Consider the following 19,691-nt stretch of genomic DNA (forward strand, 5'->3'; position numbering starts at 1 on the left):
TGTGATCGTGGACGTCGTCACGAATCCCCGCCGCGAACGGGTCGACGCGGCGCGCAACCGGGCGAAGATCCTCGCCGCGGCCGCCGGCATCGTCGCCGCTCACGGCGTCGAAGGGCTGTCGATGGCGGAGGTCGCCGCCGCGGCGGGGGTCGGTGTCGGCACGCTGTACCGCAGGTTCGGCGACCGCTCAGGCCTGGCGTACGCGCTCATCGACGAGCGGGAACGCGAGTTCCAGGCGGCCTTCATCGAAGGACCGCCGCCCCTGGGCCCCGGTGCCGACGCGCCCGCCCGCATCCGCGGCTTCCTGCACGCCCTCGCCGACAGGACGGTGGAACAGCTGGACCTGCTGGTGATGGCCGAGACGGCGACACCGTTCGCCCGCTTCGGGGGCGCCTACGACGCCTACCACGCCCACCTGTCGATGCTCGTCACCCAGGCCAGACCCGGCTCCGACGCCTACGTCCTCGCCGACGCCCTTCTCGCCCCGCTCGCCGCGCCGCTGCTCGCCCACCGCCTGCGCGAGCACGGGGTGACGGTCGAGCGCGTCAAGGCGGGGCTGGACGACCTGCTGGCCGCGTTCACTCCCTGAGCGCGCGGGCTCCTCGGTGGTTCGAGGGTGGGGCGCGCGGAGCGTGGGCCCGCGAGAACCACCGGAGGACGCCCGCGTGAGACCCTGCGACGGAGGCAGGCCACTCCACCTGACCGGGCGGGGAACGTGCCCGCGACCGTCATCGGAGAACGCAAGCCGAAACAGGCGCGGGAAAGGAAACGGGCACGGGCGTCCGTCCGTGCCCGCGTGTGCCGCATCCGGTGCGGCCGGTTCCGATCAGGCGCTGCGGCGACGGGCGGCCACCCTCCTGATGAGGGGCGTGAACAGCGCCAGAAGCGAGATGACCAGCAGCGTCGCCGCGATCGGGCTCCTGACCAGGACCGTCACGTCACCCGCACCGATCGCGAGGGCCCGGCGGAGCTGGATCTCGGCCATCGGGCCCAGGATCAGGCCGATCACCGCCGGGGCCACCGGCAGGCCGAAGCGGCGCATCGCGAAACCGAGCATGCCCAGGACGTAGAGGATGACCAGCTCCACCCAGGAGGAGTTCAGCGCGTAGACGCCGAGCGCCGCGAACAGCACGATCCCCGAGTAGAGGTAGGGCCGGGGGATCTGCAGCACCCGCGCCCAGAGCGGGGCGAGCGGCAGGTTGAGCACCAGCAGCATGGTGTTGCCCACGAACAGCGAGGCGATCATGCCCCAGACCAGCGCCGGGTTGTGGTCGAACAGCTGCGGGCCCGGCTGCAGCCCGTACTGCTGGAAGGCCGCGAGCAGGATCGCGGCCGTCGCCGAGGTGGGCAGGCCCAGCGTGAGCAGCGGGACGAGCGTGCCCGCCGCCGAGGCGTTGTTGGCGGCCTCGGGACCGGCGACCCCCTCGATCGCGCCCTTGCCGTACTCCTCGCGGGCGACCCCGCGTGCCAGCCGCTTCTCGACCGAGTACGACAGGAACGTGGGGATCTCCGCGCCGCCGCCGGGCAGCGCGCCGAACGGGAAGCCGAGCGCGGTGCCGCGCAGCCACGGCCGCCAGGAACGCGACCAGTCGGAGCGGCCGAGGAACGCCCGGCCGACCGGGATCACCTCCGGCCGGTCGTGCCGCAGCCGCGAGGCGACGTAGAGCACCTCGCCCATGGCGAAGAGCCCGACCGCGACGATCACCACGTCGATGCCGTCGAGCAGCTGGGGGACGCCCAGGGTGAGCCTGGCCTGCCCGGTCTGCTGGTCGATGCCGATGAGCCCGATGACCAGGCCGAGGCCGAGCGAGGCGAGCCCTCGTACGACGGAGCGGGACAGCACCGACGACACGGCGGTGAACGCGAGGACGGCGAGCGCGAAGTAGTCCTCGGGGCCGAAGGAGATCGCGAAGTCCACCACCAGGGGCGCGGCGACGACCAGCAGCGCGGTGGCGATGGTGCCCGCGACGAACGAGCCGATCGCGGCCGTCGCCAGCGCCTGGGACGCCCGGCCGCGTTTGGCCATCTTGTTGCCCTCAAGGGCGGTGATCATCGAGGAGCTCTCGCCGGGCGTGTTGAGCAGGATCGAGGTGGTCGACCCGCCGTACATGCCGCCGTAGTAGATCCCCGCGAACATGATGAACGCGCTCTCCGGAGGGACGGTGAACGTGATCGGCAGCAGCAGCGCCACGGTCATGGCCGGGCCGATGCCGGGCAGCACGCCCACCAGCGTGCCCAGCGTGACGCCCACCAGCGCGTAGAGCAGGTTCACCGGGGTGAGCGCGGTCACGAAGCCGTCCAGCAACAACTGCAGGGAGTCCACTCAGATCACCCCGGACAGCAGTCCGGCCGGCAGCGTCACGCTGAGGCCTTTGACGAACAGCAGGTAGGTGAGGAAGGACACGATGATCGCGACGACCCCCGCGCGCAGCCGCCGGGTCGCCCCGAGGGTCACGGACAGGCCGAAGAAGAGCAGCGCGCCCGCGATGATCCAGCCGAGCAGGTCCAGCAACCCGGTGAAAGCCAGGAAGATCACGCTGACCAACGCGACCGTACGCCAGTCGGCCCGCGCGGCCGAGTCGGCGTCTTCGGCGTCCTCGGGGTCGCCGTGACCTCCCCTGAGCACGTCGACCACGTAGAACAGCCCGATCAACAGCATCGCCACCCCGACGAGGGCGGGGAAGAACCGGGGGCCGAGACCGAGGACGGAGCCCGCGGCGGTGACGTCGGCGGTACCGACGATCACGAACACCCCCAGCGCGAGGACCAGCACCGCCGGCCCCAGCTCGGGCCGCCGCCACGACCACCCGGCCGCGGTCTCGGTCGCCGCCCCGCCTTCCGAGGGCGGGGCGGAATCCAGGACGGGATCGGGACCGGAATCCGAGCCCGGCCCCGGGGACACACCGGTACCGCCGTCGCCCGCGCGGGCGACGGCGGCTGGTTCGGATCCGGTGCCGGTGCCGGTGCCGGTGCGATCAGACGGGTCTTCTACGGGAAGCATCAGGAGACGAGGCCCATCTCCGCGATGATGCCCTTGACCTTGGTCTGTTCGGCCGCGAGGAAGTCGGCGAACGGCTGACCGGTCTGGAAGACGTCGGCCCACCCGTTCTTGAGCACCGCCTCCTTCCACGCGGAGGAATCGTGCATCTTGGTGACCAGGTCGGTGAGGCTCTTCTTCGCCCCGTCGTCCAGCCCGCCGGGCGCGACGAAACCCCGCCAGTTGGCCAGCTCCACGTCCAGGCCCCCCTCCTTGAGAGTGGGGGCGTCGACGTTGCCGAGCCGCGCCGGAGAGCTGACGCCGAGAGCGCGCAGCTTGCCGGACTTCACGTGCTCGGCGAACTCGCCGATGCCGGAGATCCCCATCGCGACCTTCTCACCGAGCAGCGCGTTGAGCGCCTCGCCGCCGCCGGAGTGGGCGATGTAGTTGACCTGCCTGGGGTCGATGCCCGCGGCCTTGGCCATCAGGCCCGCCACGATGTGGTCGGTGCCCCCGGCGGAGCCGCCCGCGATGGCGATCTTCGTCGGGTCCGCCTTCCACGCCGCCACCAGCTCGCCGAGCGTCTTGTACGGTGACCCCGCGGGGACCACGACGATCTCGTACTCCTCGGTGAGCTTCGCGATCGGCGTGGTGTCGGCCAGGGTGACCTTCGACTTGTTCTGCTCGATCGCGCCGACCATGACCAGGCCCATGGTCATCAGCAGGTCACCGTTGCCCTTCTCGCCCGCGAGCTGGGCCAGGCCGATGGTGCCGCCCGCGCCGGGCACGTTGTAGACCTCGATCTTGCGCGACGGCTCGGCGGTCTTGAGCGCCTCGCCGGCGACACGGGAGGTCTGGTCCCAGCCGCCTCCGGGCGAGGCCGGAGCCATGATTCTCAGCGCGCTCGTTCCCGAGCCACCATCGGAACCGCAGGCGGTGAGGGCGGCGAGGGACAGCACCGCGAGGGCGGCCAGTCTCCGAAGTCGCATGGTCAGCTCCAAACAAACGTCAATAAAGCGTGGTGAGGATGGTGACCCCGGGAGGTCGCCCTGTCGATGCTTTGCGTGGTTGCCGTCGTATCGGTCGTATTGGTCACGCGTCCTCGACCGCGCCGTTATCTCGGGCTGCTTTCATCGAGGTCTCCGACCAGGAGTCAACTCGTGCGACGCTTACTCGACGCCTCGCTCGGCACCCAGCTCTTCGTGCTGCAGACCGTCATCGTGTTCCTCGCGGTCGCCGGCACGGCAGGTGTCTGGATGGAGCACACCCGCGCCCTGCTGGACCGTCAGTACCGGCAGCGCGCCCTGGCGATCGCCGAGTCGGTGGCGGGGCTTCCCCAGGTGCGCGAGGCGTTCGCCCTGCCCAGGCCCGAGCTGAGCCTGCAGCCGATCGCGCTCGGGGTGCAGGCGGCGACCGGCGCCGACTACGTGGTGATCGCGAACCGCGACCAGATCCGCTACGCCCACCCCAACCCGAGCCTGATCGGCAAGAGGCTGTCCACCGACGGCTCGGAAATCCTCACGAACGGGCGGCGCTGGACCGGCGTCCAGACGGGCACCCTGGGCCGCTCGGTACGCGGCAAGGCCCCGATCTTCGACTCCTCGGGACGGGTCATCGGCCTGGCCTCGGTCGGGATCCTGGAGGAGCGCCTCGCCGACCAGCTCGGCGAGGCGCTCCCGCCGCTGCTGTGGACGGTCCTCGCCGTCCTCGTCGCCGGGTCGGGCGCCGCCGCGCTGATCGTCCGGCGGGTACGCCGCCAGACGTTCGGCCTGGAACCGGGAGAGATCGCGGCCCTGCTCGAACAGCGCGAGGGCGTGTTGCACGGCGTCAAGGAGGGGGTGCTCGCCCTCGACCTCCAGGGACGGGTCACGCTCGTCAACGACGCGGCGCGCGAACTGCTCGGCCTCTCCCGGCACGACGTCGGCCGGAGCCTGCGGGAGATGCCCCTGTCCGACCGGATGCGGGACGTGCTCGACGGCGTGGACCCCGGCGACGACAGGGTGGTGCTCCACCGAGACCGGGTGCTCGTACTCAACCGGACCCCGGTGGCGGTACGGGAACTGCAGAGCGGCTGGGTGGTCACCCTGCGGGACCGTACCGAACTGGTGCGCCTGACCCGCGAGCTCGACCGGGCGAGCACCACGACCGGCGCGCTGCGCGCGCAGGCCCACGAGTTCGCCAACCGGATGCACACCGTGGTCGGCCTGCTGGAACTCGGCGAGTACGAGACGGCCGTCAGCTACATCACCCAGACCACCGAGGCCTACAGCAGGCACGCCTCGGGCATCAGGGAGAAGGTCGCCGACCCCACGCTGGCCGCCCTGCTGCTGGCCAAGTCGGCCGAGGCGGCCGAGCGGGGCGCCACCCTGGTGCTGTCCGACGACTCCCGGGTGGAGGAGGGCATGCTCGGCGACCCGCACGACGCGGTCCTGGTCGTCGGCAACCTGGTCGCCAACGCCCTCGACGCGCTGCAGGAGACCGGGGGAACGGTGGAGGTCTCGGTCCGTACCGAGGTGGACGGGCTGTGCGTCCGGGTCGGTGACTCCGGTCCCGGGATCACCCCCGGCCTGGTCCACGAGGTGTTCAGGGAGGGCTTCACCACGAAGGCGGCCCACGCGGGGCCGCGCGGCCTGGGCCTCGCCCTCACCCGCCAGACGTGCTCACGCCGGGGTGGCTGGGTGCGGGTACACAACGCGGGCGGCGCCGTCTTCACCGCGCTCCTTCCCACCAGGGAACCCGCCCCGCCCTCCGCGGAAGGAACCCCCGGCGGGTGGGTCGATCGAGCGTCGCCGGCGCCCGCCCCGCCCCCTGCGGAAGGAGCGGGGGAGCCCGCCTCCACGGAACGGAAGGTGCCGAGTTGACCGGGGACACGCACGTGGGCGACATTCGCGTCCTGGTCGTGGACGACGACTTCATGGTGGCGAGGATCCACGGCGGCTACGTCACCAGGATGCCGGGCTTCACGGTCGCCGGTGTCGTCCACACCGGGGGCGCCGCGATCGCCTCGGCCGCGGCGCGCAGGCCCGACCTGGTGCTGCTCGACATCTACCTGCCGGACATGTCGGGACTCGACGTCCTCAGGAAGCTCAGGGGGGCCGCGCAACCGGTGGACATCCTGATGATCACCGCCGCGCGCGACGTCACCACGGTCCGGGCGGCGATGCGCGGCGGCGCGGTCAACTACCTGATCAAGCCCTTCACCGCCCGCGCCCTGACCGAGCGCCTCGAACAGTACGCCGAGACCCGCAGACGCCTCGCCACCCTCGGGGACGAGGCCCGCCAGGACGAGGTCGACAGGCTCTTCGGCGCGGTCAGGGGGGTTCCGCCACCGCTGCCCAAGGGGTTGTCGGGCACCACGTGCTCCCTCGTCGCCGAGGCGCTCAGGGAGAGCGGCGGCGACCTGTCGGCGACCGAGACGGCGACGGTGACCGGTCTGTCCAGGGTGAGCGCCCGCCGGTATCTGGAACACCTGTGCGCGGTGGGCCAGGCGGAGCTCCGCCCGAAGTACGGCACGGCGGGGAGACCCGAGCATCGCTACCGATGGACAGGATGATTTGTTATTTCATTCTGGGCGGAGGCTGACCAATGTGGTTTAAGGTTGCCGGAGGTGGAAGCTGCGAAGCAGGAGGATGCGGAGGCCGTGCGGAACGCCGGAGCGTCTGTGAACCCACCGACGGACCCCTTTGAGGCAATGCCCCTTCCTTCACGCCCCGTGCCACCGGGCGCCCGCGACCCGCGACGAGCTCCCGGCACTCAGGCCGCCCAGCCCCAGGGGGGTTCGCGCCTTCCCCCCGGTGTCTCGCCCGACATCTTCGGTCCCACCGGCCACGGAGGATCCTCGGGCCCCGGCAGGCCCGGCCCCGGTGGTCCGCCACCGCCCCGTGGGACGACGCTTCCCCCCGCGGCCCAGCCCCCGCAGCCCTGGCAGATGGCCACGCCGGAACGCCCCTTCCGGCGCGACGAGCCGACGCTCGTCCCCGGTGGCGACGGCGGGTTCCCGCAACCGGAAGGGCTCCGCTACGAGGAGCCGCCTCCGCGTCGCCGTAAGGCCCGCAGGCTCTTCCTGATCGTTTTCGCCGTGCTCTTCGTCGTCGCGCTCGCCTACGCGGTGCCCGCCGTCATCATGTCCGGCAAGATGCTGCCGGGCACCACCGTGCGGGGCATCGACATCGGCGGCCTGACCGCGACCGAGGCGGCCGACAAGCTCAGGGACCGTCTGTCGGGCAAGGCCGGCGAGAAGATGACCCTGCTGGCCGCGGGCAAGCGTTACGACTTCGACCCCGCGAAGTCGGGCCTGGAGTTCGACGTGGTCGCCACCATCGCCCAGGCGCCCAGCGGATTCCCCAGCCCCGCCGAGGTCTGGCGGGCCTTCACCGGCACCACAGACCTGGAGCCCAAGGTCTCCTCCGATCTTGAGAAGATGAGAGCCGCGGTCGCCGGCCTGGCCAAGAGGGTCGACCTCAAGGTCCGCGAGGGCTCGGTCACGTTCGAAAACGTCAAGCCCGTCGTCGTCACGCCCCGCGACGGCCGGGAGCTGGAGCGGGAGGCCGCGGTCGCCGCGATCACGAAGGCCTTCCTCGGCCCGGAGAAGGAGGTCCGCCTCCCGGTCTCGGTGATCAAGCCGATGGCCGGAGCGGAGACGGTCAAGCAGGCCGCGGCCAGTGCACGGAAGGCGCTGTCGGGACCGGTCACACTGACCTTCGCCGGCAAGCAGACCCAGCTGCCGGTGGAGACCCTCGCCGCCCACCTGTCCTTCAAGCCGGACAGCTCCGGCGGCATGAGCCCGAAGTTCGACGCCAAGAACGCGGTGGCCTCCGTGGAGGGGGACCTGATCGACTCGGCCCTCGCCCCTCGCGACCCCACGTTCCAGATCGTCGGGGGAAAGCCGAAGCTGGTGCCCGGACGCAAGGGCAAGGGCGTCGACGACGAGCGGCTCGCCACCGACGTGGCGAACATGGTCGCCCGTGACGGCGACCGGACGATCCCGGTCTTCCTCGCCACCGTCAAGCCGAGGATGTCCGACGCCGACGCGCGCAAGCTCGGCATCAAGGAGCGGATCAGCCAGTTCACCACCCCCTACACCTGCTGCCCGCCGCGGGTCACCAACATCAGGACGATCGCCAAGCTCCTGGACGGCCACCTGGTGAAGCCGGGTGAGACCTTCTCGCTCAACGGCGTCATCGGCCAGCGCGACACGGCACGCGGCTTCGTCCCCGCCCCCATGATCCAGGGCGGCAGGCTGGTCGACTCGGTCGGCGGCGGCATCTCCCAGTTCGTCACCACCATGTACAACGCGGTGTTCTTCGGCGGCCTTGAGGACGTCCAGCACATGGCGCACGAGTTCTACATCTCCCGCTACCCGGCCGGGCGCGAGTCCACGGTCTCCTGGCCCCAGCCCGACTTCCGCTGGAAGAACGACTCGCCGTACGGGGTGCTGGTGAAGACCTCCTACAACGACAGCGGGGTCACCGTCGCCTTCTGGAGCACCAAGCGTTACGAGATCGAGTCGATCTCCTCGGAGCGATACAACGTCACCCCGTTCAAGAGCGAGACCGACAGCGGCCCCACCTGCATCCCGATGGTGGGCCAGAACGGTTTCACGATCGACGTCTGGCGCGTCTTCAAGCAGGACGGCAAGGAGATCAAGCGCGTCAAGAAGACCACGGTCTACCGTCCCGAGCTCGACCTGAAGTGCGTGTCCGAATAATCACGGTGCCGGCGCGCCCTGCACGGCCGGACGGTGCGGTCGCGAGGGGCGGCGCCACCGGCCGTACGGCTGGATAATGCGCACATGAAGATCTGGGTACCTTCCAAAGCCGTCGCCGATGTCCTGTGTGATCTCCCGGAAGTGGAGTGCGTCGTCTACGACGGCACGGAGCCGGTGCCCGAGGGCGTGGAGGAGGCCGAGGTCTGGATCCCGCCGCTCACGCCGTTGACGGATCTTCCCGGTCTGCTCGCCCGCATGACCGGCCTGCGACTGCTGCAGACCGTCACCGCGGGTGTCGACGCCTACCGGCCGCACGTGCGGGAGGGGGTGACGCTGTGCAACGCCAGGGGTGTGCACGACGCGGGCACCGCCGAGTGGGCGGTGGGCGCCATGATCTCCGTGCTGCGGGAGTTTCCCGGGTTCGTCCACGCGCAGCGCGAGGGCGAGTGGACCTACCACCACACCGGGGTGCTGGCCGACTCCACGGTCCTGATCGTCGGCTACGGCTCGATCGGTGAGGCGCTGGAGCGGCGGCTCGACGGCTTCGAGGTCGACGTCGTCCGGGTGGCCAGGACCGCCAGGCCCGGTGTACACGGCCTGGACGAGCTGCCGGGGCTGCTGCCGGAGGCGGACGTGGTGGTGCTGCTCGTACCCTCGACGCCCGAGACCACCGGCATGGTGGACGCCGGGTTCCTGGCGGCGATGAGGGACGGCGCCCTCCTGGTGAACGCGGCCAGGGGCACGGTGGTCGACACGGACGCGCTCGTCGCCGAGCTGCGGGAGGGCCGGCTCCTCGCCGCGCTCGACGTCACCGACCCCGAGCCCCTGCCGGAGGGCCACCCGCTGTGGACGGCACCGGGGGTTCTCATCACCCCGCACGTCGCGGGCAGCAATCCGGCGTCCGTACGGCGCACGCTGAAGCTTCTCCGCTCCCAGCTGTTGCGTTACCTCGCGGGTGAGCCGCTCAAGAATGTGATCACGGGTTCGTACTGACGGGCGGGGGAATCCGGGCCGCGTCCCTGCGGCGCACGCCGAAGCCTCTCCGCTCCCAGCCGTTGCGTCACCCCGCGGGTGAGCCGCTCAAAGATGTGATCACGGGTTCGTACTGACCGGCAAAGGAATCCGGGCCGTGGCTGCCCCGTGACCTGCGGTGCGTACCGTCGGTAAAAGCGATCACCGTTGCTCGCGTGGTTATCAGATCGGTGACGACTACGGCGTTGTCACCACCCGCGCGGGTCGGACGGCACACACTGGCCCTGTGCCGGTACGAGCGCCGAGGACGAAGGACGACGCGCTCGCACCGGCAGCGCGGGCGCAGCGAGCAAGGGAAGCTGCGAAAGCGAAAAACACCAAACGACATTGATGGGCAGACGACATTGATCCGCTGGCGTGACCCCCGGGTACCGCTGACCGCCGCCGCCGCAGGCGTGGCGGGGCTCGTTGCCGCGCTCGTCAGCGGCGCTCCGGCCGTGGTCGTCGAGGCGGTGGCGGGCGTCGTCACCGCCGCGGCGGCCGCGGGTTCGCTGTTCGCCGCCGCCTCCAGACTCACCGACCGGCGCAGGGCGCTGGCCTGGCGCTGGCTGGCCGGAGGATCGCTCACCTGGCTGGCAGGGGTGGGGGTGCGGCCGATCGCGGAAGGCACGCCCTTCGTGGTGACCTTCGCCGATCTGGTGCTCCTGGCCGGTACGGCGATGCTCGCGGTCGGCACCGCGCTGTCGGCGGCGAGACCCGCGCGGGGGCACGCCCTGCTGCGTGACCTCGCCGACTCCTACGTGTGCGCCGCGGCCATCATGGTGATCGTCTGGGTGTCGCTGGTGGGTCCGCTCTACGGCACCGGCGGTGACGCGGGCGACGCCGCGGTCACCTTCGCCTCGCCGCTGTTCTGCCTGATCCTCGCCAGCGTCGTGGGCCCCGCCGTGGTGCCGATCCGGCGCTCGGCCTGGCCGGTCGGCCTGGCCGCGCTCGCCGTGCTCGCCGCGATCGCGACCTCCGAGACGATCACTGCGGTGGCCCGGGTGAACGGCGACACGCCGTCCCTGACCTGGGTGTGGCTCGCCCCCGCCGCGTTCCTGGTGCTCGCCGCGGTCCCGTGGAGCGGGCCCGCGACGCGCTCTCCCGAGCCCAGTGACGACGAGCCGTTCGTCAGGGAGAGCACGTCCTCGCTGATCGCGGCGGTGCCGCTGTTCCTCGTGGGGGCGGCCACCGTCGTCGTGCTCCTGCGCGTGATCAGCGGCGGGGTGCAGGGACCCCCGGCGGTCCTCGCCTCGGTGTGCGCGTCGATCGTCGCCGTCCTGACGGTACGCCTGTTCGTGATGCTGATGGAGACCGGGCGGATGCGGAGCCTGCTGCATCTCGGCGAGCGGCAGCTGCGGGACCTCGCGGAGAGCGCGGGAGACGTGGTCATGCTGTGCGGCTACGACGGCGTGGTGCGGGAGATCGGCGAGGGCGTCGAGATCACGTACGGCTACCGTCCGGACGACCTGGTCGGCCGGAAGATCTTCGACTACATCCACCCCGAGGACGTGCCGGGGATCCAGGCGGCGCTGAGCGCGATGAGCCTGGAGGAGGAGGCCGAGGAGGGGCCGGGCGCCTGCATGGTCGCCTGCCGGGTCCGGGCCTCCGACGGGACGTGGCGGCCCGCCGAGTCGGTGGCCACCCGGCACGTGCGCGGCGACGACCTGCTCCTCGTCACCACCCGCGACATCAGCGACCAGGAGGCCCTGCGCAGCCAGGTCGCCCATCTCACCTTCCACGACGGCATCACCGGCCTGCCCAACCGGGCCTACTTCGAGGAGCGCACCCGGGAGGTGCTGGCCCGTCCCGGCGCGAGCAACGTCGCCGTGGTCTTCCTGGACCTGGACGGCTTCACCGCGGTGAACGACTCGGTCGGCCACGCCAGCGGCGACTACCTGCTCGGCCAGGCGGCCCGCAGGCTCCGCGCCGCCGTACGGGCCGACGACACCCTGGCGCGCTGGGGCGGCGACGAGTTCGCGGTGCTGCTCGAGGCGCCGGTCGACGCCCAGACGGCGGTCGACCTGGCCGAGCTGCTGGTCCGTACGGTCTCGTCCGAGCCGTTCCGGGTCGCCGACCGCGACGTCGCGCTCACCGCGAGCGTCGGGGTGGCCTTCTCCACCGCGGACGTCTCCTCCGCCGACCTGATCCGCAACGCCGACGTGGCGATGGCGAGGGCGAAGGAGCTGGGCGGGCGCAGGGTCGAGGTGTTCGCCGCGCACATGCACGCCGACGTGGTACGACGCCTGGAACTCGCCGCCGACCTGCAGCGGGCGCTGCTGGAGAACCAGTTCGCGATCGAGTACCAGCCGGTGGTCGACCTGGCCACCTCGCGCGTCACCGCCGTCGAGGCGCTGGTGCGCTGGTGCCGGGGCGGCGAGTTCGTCCCGCCCGAGCAGTTCCTCGGCCCGGCGGAGGACACCGGCCTGATCGTGCCGCTGAGCGAGTGGATCCTGCGCGAGTCCTGCAGGGAGGTGGCCGCCTGGCGTGCCTCCTCCTGGGAGATCGGGCTCTCGCTGAACCTCTCGGCCCGGCAGATCATGGCGCCGCGCTTCGTGGAGACCGTCGAGGCGGTCCTGGCCGAGAGCGAGCTGCCGCCCAGCGCGCTCACCCTGGAGGTCATCGAGGAGATGCTGGTCGAGGACGCGGAGGAGACCATCACCCGGCTCTCCGAGCTGCGTGCCCTCGGCGTCCGGCTCGCCATCGACGACTTCGGCACCGGGTACGCCTCGCTGGCGTTCCTGCGGCAGCTCCCGGTCGACATGATCAAGATCGACCCGTCCTTCGTGTCCGGGCTCGGCCGTGACGAGACGCTCACCCTGCTCACCCGTACGATCGTGCGGCTGGGGCACGACCTGGGGTTGATCGTGGTCGCCGAGGGCATCGAGCGGCCCGAGCAGCTGGAGTTGCTGCGCGAGATGGGCTGCACCCGCGGCCAGGGGTTCCTGGTGGCGCGCCCGATGGCCGCGCGCGGCGTCGACTCGCTGATCCGCACCAGCCTCTCCACCCTCGGGACTCCCGCGTGACCTCACATCTCGGACTCTGAGATATGTGTCCCATGAATTTGACGCGGGGGTACTCCGTCGGCCAAGGTGGAGGCATGCAGATTCACCGTGGGATTCTCGTAGTACTTCGCCGGCGCGCGGGCCGATAGCGAATCACTACGACCTGCGCGCCGCCCCAGCTCCGCCGTCCAGGCGGGATGGGGCATTTTTTATGCCATTAAGCATGTTCAGCCACAAGGAACGAGCCGATGACCGAACAGATGACAGGAGCCCAGGCCCTCGTGAGGGCGCTGGAGCTCGTCGGGGTCGACACCGTGTTCGGGATCCCGGGCGGCGCGATTCTCCCCGCCTACGATCCTCTCTACGACTCGACCAAGGTCCGGCACGTGCTCGTACGGCACGAGCAGGGCGCGGGGCATGCGGCTCAGGGATACGCGCAGGCCACCGGCAAGGTCGGGGTGTGCATGGCCACCAGCGGTCCCGGCGCCACCAACCTGGTCACCCCGATCGCCGACGCCTACATGGACTCGGTCCCGATGGTCGCGATCACCGGTCAGGTGGCCAGCGCCGCCATCGGCACCGACGCCTTCCAGGAAGCCGACATCTCCGGCATCACCATGCCGATCACGAAGCACAACTTCCTGGTCATCGACCCGAACGAGATTCCCAGGACGATCGTGGAGGCATTCCACATCGCCTCGACGGGGCGTCCCGGGCCGGTGCTGGTCGACATCGCCAAGGACACGCTCCAGGCGAAGATGACCTTCGAGTGGCCGGTCGCGATGCAGCTGCCCGGCTACCGTCCGGTGACCCGGCCGCACTCCAAGCAGATCCGCGAGGCGGCGAAGCTGATCGCCGAGGCGAGGCGGCCCGTCCTCTACGTGGGCGGCGGCGTGCACCGGGCGGGGGCGTCGGCGGAGTTGCTGGAGTTCGCCGAGCTGACCGGCATCCCCGTGGTCACCACCCTGATGGCGCGGGGCACCTTCCCCGACAGCCACCCGCAGCACATGGGTATGCCCGGCATGCACGGCTCGGTGTCGGCGGTCGGCGCGCTGCAGAAGTCCGATCTGATCATCGGGCTCGGTGTCCGCTTCGACGACCGGGTCACCGGCCAGCTGTCCAGCTTCGCGCCGCACGCGAAGGTCGTCCACGCGGACATCGATCCGGCGGAGATCTCCAAGAACCGGCACGCGGACGTCCCGATCGTGGGCGACTGCAAGGAGGTCATCTCCGACCTGATCGCCGCGGTGCGCGGCGAGGGGCGCAAGGGTGACTACGCCGACTGGTGGACGGCGCTCAACGCCTACAAGGCGACCTATCCGCTGGGCTACACCGAGTTCGAGGACGGCTCCCTCGCCCCGCAGTACGTCATGGAGCGGCTGGGCGCGCTCGTCGGCCCGGACGCGATCTACACCGCGGGTGTCGGCCAGCACCAGATGTGGGCCGCGCAGTTCATCGGCTACGAGAACCCCGGCACGTTCATCAACTCCGGCGGCGCGGGCACGATGGGCTTCTCCGTCCCGGCGGCGATGGGGGCCAAGATGGGCCGCCCCGACACCACGGTGTGGGCGATCGACGGCGACGGCTGCTTCCAGATGACCAACCAGGAGCTCGCCACCTGCACGATCGAGGGGGTGCCGATCAAGGTCGCGATCATCAACAACGGTAACCTTGGCATGGTCAGGCAGTGGCAGACGCTGTTCTACAACCAGCGTTACTCCAACACCGACCTGCAGACGGTCCGCCGCATCCCCGACTTCGTCAAGCTCGCCGAGGCCTACGGTTGCGTGGGGCTGCGCTGCGAACGTCCCGAGGACGTGGACGCGACGATCAAGAAGGCCATGGAGATCAACGACGTGCCGGTGGTCGTCGACTTCGTGGTGCACCAGGACGCCATGGTGTGGCCGATGGTCGCGGCCGGGACCAGCAACGATGACATCAAGTTCGCGCGCGACATGGCGCCGGTCTGGGACAGCGAGGACTAGGCATGAGCAGGCACACGCTCTCCGTGCTGGTGGAGAACAAGCCCGGCGTGCTCGCGCGCGTCGCGGCGCTGTTCAGCCGCAGGGGTTTCAACATCGACTCGCTCGCGGTCGGCCCGACCGAGCACGCGGACATCTCCAGGATGACCATCGTGGTCAACGTCGCCGACCTGCCGCTGGAACAGGTCACCAAGCAGCTCAACAAGCTCGTCAACGTGCTGAAGATCGTGGAGCTCGACCCGGCGCAGTCGGTGCAGCGCGAGCTCACGCTGATCAAGGTGCGGGCCGACTCCGACAACAGGTCCAGCGTGCTGGAGCTGGTCAACCTGTTCCGGGCACGCTGTGTCGACGTCTCCTCCGACGCGGTGACCATCGAGGTCACCGGCACTCCGGACAAGCTGCAGGCCTTCATCAAGGTCCTGGAGCCGTTCGGCATCAAGGAGCTCGTCCAGTCGGGCATGGTGGCCATCGGCCGCGGTGCCCGTTCCATCACCGACCGTTCTCTCCGGGCCCTGGACCGGACCGCGTAACGCTTACGAGAAACCCGAAAGGTTAAGCAAGTGACTGAGATCTTCTACGACGACCAGGCCGACCTGTCGATCATCCAGGGCCGGCACGTCGCCGTTCTGGGATACGGCAGCCAGGGCCACGCCCACGCGCTCTCGCTGCGCGACTCCGGTGTGGACGTGCGGGTCGGCCTGCCCGAGGGCTCCAAGAGCAAGGAGAAGGCGGAGGCCGACGGCCTGCGCGTGCTCACTCCCTCGGAGGCCGTCGAAGAGGCCGACCTGACCATGATCCTCGCGCCGGACCACATCCAGCGCCACCTGTACGCCGACCACGTGGCCCCGAACCTCGTCGAGGGCGACGCGCTCTTCTTCGGGCACGGCCTCAACATCCGCTACGGCCTCATCGAGGCGCCCGAGGGCGTGGACGTGGCCATGGTCGCTCCCAAGGGTCCCGGTCACCTCGTACGCCGTCAGTACACGGCGGGTCGCGGCGTGCCGTGTCTCGTCGCGGTCGAGAAGGACGCGAGCGGAAACGCCCTGGAGCTCGCCCTGTCGTACGCCAAGGGCATCGGCGGCACCCGCGCCGGCGCGCTGAAGACGACCTTCAAGGAGGAGACCGAGACCGACCTGTTCGGTGAGCAGGCCGTGCTGTGCGGCGGCGTCTCCGAGCTGATCAAGGTCGGTTTCGAGACCCTGATCGAGGCGGGCTACCAGCCCGAGGTCGCCTACTTCGAGTGCCTGCACGAGATGAAGCTGATCGTCGACCTGATGTACGAGGGCGGCATCCACAAGATGTACTGGTCGGTCTCCGACACCGCCGAGTACGGCGGCTACTCCCGCGGCCCGCGCATCGTGACGCAGGAGACGAAGAAGGAGATGCAGCGCATCCTCGCCGAGATCCAGTCCGGCGAGTTCACCAAGGAGCTGGTGGACGAGTTCGACGGCGGCCAGAAGAAGTTCACCGCCTACCGCGACGAGCTCGCCGAGCACCCGATCGAGAAGACCGGCGCCAAGCTCCGCCCGATGATGAGCTGGCTCAAGTAAAGGTTCGGGTGACGGCGCTCATGTGACGGCGCCGAGCCGAAAGCAGCGGCCCGTGCCCCTGGTGACGAGTTCTCGTCACCAGGGGCACGGGCCGTTTCACACCGGGTGCCTCGCGGTCCGGTTGTGCCTGATCTCTAGTGCTTGGCGAAGTTCTGGGTCCAGTAGATGCCCCGGGAACTGTTCGCCACGCCCACCCCGAGGTGGGTGTAGGCGCAGTTCATGATGTTGGCCCGGTGCCCGGAGCTGTTCATCCAGGCGGTGACCACGTCGGCCGGGGTGCGCTGGCCCATCGCGATGTTCTCGGCCCAGGCGCGCATCGGGCTGAATCCGCTCGCCTTGATCCGGGCGGTCATGTCACGGCCGTCCTGCGAGGTGTGGCTGAAGTAGTTCTTGGCCGCCATGTCGTCCGAGTGGCCCTGCGCGGCCGAACGCAGCTGCGGGTCGGAGATGAGCGGGCCACAGCCGCCCTTCTGCCGCTCGGCGTTGGTCAGGCGCACCACTTCCTCGGACAGGGAGGATCCCGGTGCGGAGCTGGGAGTGGAGCTGGGGGCGGGGGTGGGAGCGGTGGTGGGCTTGGTGGGGGTGGCCGACGGGGTCGGGGTCGGCCTGGGGGTGGTGGTAGTGGTCGGCGTGGGGGCGGGGGCCGGGGCGTCGGTGGGGGAGCAGCCGAGCCTGACGGGCTTGGAGCGGCCGCTGTTTCCCCGGTAGTCGGTGACGACGGCGTAGTAGACGCCGGGAGCGCAACGCAGTCTCACCGTCACCCGTCCGTTGGTGCCCTTCCGGGACGCGCTCTTCACGATCGGGTCGGCCCCGGGCACGGCGCGCTTGACGCGGATGCGGACCAGGGCGGTGTCGTCGCAGCCGAGTCGCGCGGCGGAGGCCTGGATCCGTCCCGCCGCGGTGACGTACGGCTTGGCGGCGTACACACGGCACTCGGCCTGGGGAGCGGACGCGGCGTGAGCCGTGGCGATCGGCGTGCTGATGGCCGCCAGGCTCCCGAGGCAGAGCAGTGCCGCCCCTAGCGGTCTGCGCATGTCGGTTCCTCCGGTTGGTTAGACGCTGGATGGCCCCCGCATTCTGTCGGTGACAGATCCGTCTTGTCAGCAAATTCCGGACATTTACTGTGAGCCCCAGGTAAACCAGAGTGATCGCCCAGGCGTCTGGGGCCGGTGGTGTCCCTGTCGGCGTCAGGGACGCCCGAGAGCTGAAATATCCCTCCACGGACCCCCTGAACTGGATATATGCCGTATGGAGGGATGCGGTCCCGTGGGGATCACCCGGGCCGGACGGCTGCTTCGTCGCCGGACTCTCCCGGACCGACAAGAGGCGAAATATTCTCGCCTTCCGGCGATCACGAGGTTCCGGGGCCTACCGGGCGCACACTCGCTGCGATTGAATGTGGCATGGTCTCCCCGGCGCCCTCACCCGCCGTCGTCACCGTGTCGCGCGGCGTGCGCGTCGGCTACGGTGTCGGCTCGATCTGCACGGCGACCTTCTCCACGGTCCCCGGATTGCTGCTGCTGTTCTATATGACGAACGTGCTCGCGGTTCCCGCGTGGATCGCCGGCATCGTGGTCTTCCTGCCCAAGCTCTGGGACATGTTCATCAACCCCTGGGTGGGGCAACGCTCCGACCGGACGGTCTCCCGCTTCGGCGCTCGCCGTCCCTGGCTGCTCATGGGCGCGGTCACCCTGCCGGTGACGTTCGCCCTCACCTTCGCGGGCCCCCCGCTCACCGGCCTGTCCGCCGCCCTGTACGTCGCCTTCTTCTACTTCCTCACCGCGACGGCCTACGCCTTCTACGAGGTTCCCTACAAGGCGATGCCCGCGGAGATGACCGACGACTACCACGAGCGCTCCTCGCTGCTGCAGTGGAAGATGGTCTTCGTCGGCCTGGGGATCCTGCTCTCCGGGGCGGTCGCGCCGGTGATCGCGGGCACTGAGGCCTCCGGCTACCGGACCATGGGTCTGGTCGTCGGAGCCGTGCTGCTGCTGTCGATGCTCGGCGCCTTCTTCGGCACGGCCCGGGCCCCGATGATCGCGCGGGCCGAGACGGAGCCGTCGATCGCCGCCCAGTTCGCCGCCGCCCGCTCGAACACGACGTTCATGGTGCTGCTCGGCCTGAGCTGCGCCCAGATGTTCGCCGCCGGAGCCATGCTCGCCGGAGCGCCGTACCTCGCCACCTACACGCTGGGTGACCCGGCGGCGACCACCACGCTCTTCCTGGGCATCGTCGGCCCGTTGCTGATCACCATGCCGCTCTGGGTCCGGCTGTCCAAGCGTTACGACAAGCGCGGCGCGATGATCCTGGCGTCGGCGCTGTTCATGGTGGGCGCCGTCGGGATGGCCTTCGCCGGTCCGCTCGGCTGGGCGTACGCGCACGCGTGCGTGTTCCTCGTCGGCATCGGCTACGCCGGGTTGCAGCTGCTGCAGTTCTCGATGCTCTCCGACGTGATCGTCCACGACGCCCTGGTCACCGGCAAGCGCAGGGCAGGGGTGTTCACCGGGCTCTGGACAGCCGCGGAGACCGTGGTCTTCGCGTTCGGCGCGCTCGTACTCGGCTGGCTGCTGGGCGCGACCGGATTCGTCGAGTCCGACCCCTCCACACCGGTCGCCCAGCCCGAGTCGGCGACCACGGCGGCACTGTACGGCTCAACGCTGCTGCCCGCGATCCTGATGGGGCTCAGCATCCTGCTGACCATGCGCTACACCCTGACGGCGGCGAAGATCAAGGAAGCCCAGGAGGCTCAGGAGGCCGGAGCGGCCGAGGTTCAGGAGGGCTGAGAGGGCTCCCACCCAAAGCCCGTAGTCGCGCACGGGTCCCGGCCAGGGGACGCGGTGTGCGGCTCAGGGCGGCCCGGACGCGGGTCCAGGGCGGAGATCAATCCAGGGACGGCCGGGAGGTGGCCGGCCAAAGCGTCTAAGGCGTGATCATCAGGAAGCCGCAGTCGCCGAAGGAGACGACGTCGCCCGGCCGCACCTTGGCCGGGCCGACCAGGCGCCAGTCGTTCAGGCGGGTGCCGTTCAGCGAGCCGAGGTCGACGAGGACCCAGCCCTCCTCGTCGCGGCGGAGCTCGGCGTGCACCCGGGAGACGGTCAGGTCGGCGAGGACCAGATCGCAGGCCGACCCCCGGCCCACCACGTAGCGGGTCCTGCCGTCGCCGGGCAGCGCGAGCCGGGGCAGTCGAGGGCGCCGCCAGGCCGACTCCACCCGCTTGGTGAAGTCGGAGGCCGAGGCGACGGCCTCGGTGACCATGCGGCGAAACCGGCCGCGTTGCGGCAGATCGGCGACCAGATTGTCGAGCTCGCCCTGGTTGCGTGCGCGCAGGGCCATGTCGACGCGGCCGAGGAAGGTGTCGTGCGACAGATGCCCCTCGACGGCACGGTCGCGCAGCTCGTTGATCGCGCGATCACGGTCCCCGTCGGAGGCACGGGCCGGGGGATGCGTCGAGCTCATCCT

Annotated in this window: 14 protein-coding genes and 1 pseudogene; 10 read left to right on the plus strand and 5 right to left on the minus strand. The window is 70.3% G+C overall.

Annotation, left to right across the window (positions count from 1 at the left end; genetic code table 11):
• Positions 1-7: 7 nt before the first annotated feature.
• Positions 8-589 (plus strand): TetR family transcriptional regulator, encoded by a 582-nt coding sequence (locus ABZ664_RS13270; RefSeq protein WP_362507742.1) that lies wholly within the window; start codon positions 8-10, stop codon positions 587-589.
• 237 nt (positions 590-826) lie between these two features.
• Here ABZ664_RS13270 and ABZ664_RS13275 read toward each other — a convergent pair whose 3' ends face one another.
• Genes ABZ664_RS13275 through ABZ664_RS13285 form a run of 3 tightly spaced genes read right to left on the minus strand, consistent with a single transcriptional unit; the run spans position 827 to position 3,966 of the window.
• Positions 827-2,323 (minus strand): tripartite tricarboxylate transporter permease, encoded by a 1,497-nt coding sequence (locus ABZ664_RS13275; RefSeq protein WP_362507745.1) that lies wholly within the window; start codon positions 2,321-2,323, stop codon positions 827-829.
• Complete coding sequence (locus tag ABZ664_RS13280; protein ID WP_362507748.1) at positions 2,324-3,001, minus strand: tripartite tricarboxylate transporter TctB family protein; 678 nt, start codon at positions 2,999-3,001, stop codon at positions 2,324-2,326.
• Entirely contained in the window at positions 3,001-3,966 is a 966-nt protein-coding gene (locus ABZ664_RS13285; RefSeq protein WP_362507751.1) for a tripartite tricarboxylate transporter substrate binding protein, read from the minus strand. Before ABZ664_RS13285 ends, ABZ664_RS13280 begins: the two co-directional genes overlap by 1 nt.
• Before the next feature lie 171 nt (positions 3,967-4,137).
• Between ABZ664_RS13285 and ABZ664_RS13290 the strand changes: the two genes are divergently transcribed.
• The 8 genes and pseudogenes from ABZ664_RS13290 (at position 4,138) to ilvC (ending at position 16,232) form a co-directional block, all read left to right on the plus strand.
• A complete protein-coding gene (locus ABZ664_RS13290; RefSeq protein WP_362507754.1) occupies positions 4,138-5,838 on the plus strand; it encodes a sensor histidine kinase in 1,701 nt (566 codons plus the stop codon).
• The gene (locus tag ABZ664_RS13295) at positions 5,835-6,530 is read left to right on the plus strand and encodes a response regulator (RefSeq protein WP_362507757.1); all 696 of its coding nucleotides are present in this window, start codon (positions 5,835-5,837) and stop codon (positions 6,528-6,530) included. The genes ABZ664_RS13290 and ABZ664_RS13295 overlap by 4 nt, the downstream gene beginning before the upstream one ends.
• Positions 6,531-6,905: 375 nt before the next feature.
• Entirely contained in the window at positions 6,906-8,684 is a 1,779-nt protein-coding gene (locus ABZ664_RS13300; RefSeq protein ID WP_362507760.1) for a VanW family protein, read from the plus strand.
• Between the two features lie 84 nt (positions 8,685-8,768).
• The gene (locus tag ABZ664_RS13305; RefSeq protein WP_362507763.1) at positions 8,769-9,677 is read left to right on the plus strand and encodes a 2-hydroxyacid dehydrogenase; all 909 of its coding nucleotides are present in this window, start codon (positions 8,769-8,771) and stop codon (positions 9,675-9,677) included.
• A 383-nt stretch (positions 9,678-10,060) separates the two neighbouring features.
• On the plus strand, positions 10,061-12,721 hold the full coding sequence (locus tag ABZ664_RS13310) for a GGDEF domain-containing protein (RefSeq protein WP_362507766.1): 2,661 nt from the start codon (positions 10,061-10,063) through the stop codon (positions 12,719-12,721).
• Positions 12,722-12,945: 224 nt separating this feature from the next.
• Positions 12,946-14,685 (plus strand): annotated as a pseudogene (locus tag ABZ664_RS13315) (acetolactate synthase large subunit); the annotation flags it as partial.
• 2 nt (positions 14,686-14,687) lie between these two features.
• The gene (gene ilvN, locus ABZ664_RS13320) at positions 14,688-15,212 is read left to right on the plus strand and encodes an acetolactate synthase small subunit (RefSeq protein ID WP_362507769.1); all 525 of its coding nucleotides are present in this window, start codon (positions 14,688-14,690) and stop codon (positions 15,210-15,212) included.
• Between the two features lie 39 nt (positions 15,213-15,251).
• Positions 15,252-16,232: a ketol-acid reductoisomerase gene (ilvC, locus tag ABZ664_RS13325; RefSeq protein WP_362508255.1), complete on the plus strand. Its 981-nt coding sequence runs from the start codon at positions 15,252-15,254 to the stop codon at positions 16,230-16,232.
• A 134-nt stretch (positions 16,233-16,366) separates the two neighbouring features.
• On the opposite strand, the gene ABZ664_RS13330 is transcribed toward ilvC, so the two are convergent.
• Complete coding sequence (locus ABZ664_RS13330; protein ID WP_362507772.1) at positions 16,367-17,266, minus strand: CAP domain-containing protein; 900 nt, start codon at positions 17,264-17,266, stop codon at positions 16,367-16,369.
• Positions 17,267-17,635: 369 nt separating this feature from the next.
• On the opposite strand from ABZ664_RS13330, the gene ABZ664_RS13335 reads away from it, so the two are divergent.
• Entirely contained in the window at positions 17,636-19,015 is a 1,380-nt protein-coding gene (locus tag ABZ664_RS13335; RefSeq protein WP_362507775.1) for an MFS transporter, read from the plus strand.
• Positions 19,016-19,151: 136 nt separating this feature from the next.
• Here the strand turns inward: ABZ664_RS13335 and ABZ664_RS13340 are convergent, their stop codons facing one another.
• Positions 19,152-19,688 (minus strand): DUF1707 and FHA domain-containing protein, encoded by a 537-nt coding sequence (locus ABZ664_RS13340; RefSeq protein WP_362507778.1) that lies wholly within the window; start codon positions 19,686-19,688, stop codon positions 19,152-19,154.
• Positions 19,689-19,691 lie beyond the last annotated feature (3 nt).

The organism is Streptosporangium sp. NPDC006930, assembly GCF_040635605.1.
In the GTDB taxonomy this organism is placed as follows: Bacteria; Actinomycetota; Actinomycetes; order Streptosporangiales; family Streptosporangiaceae; genus Streptosporangium.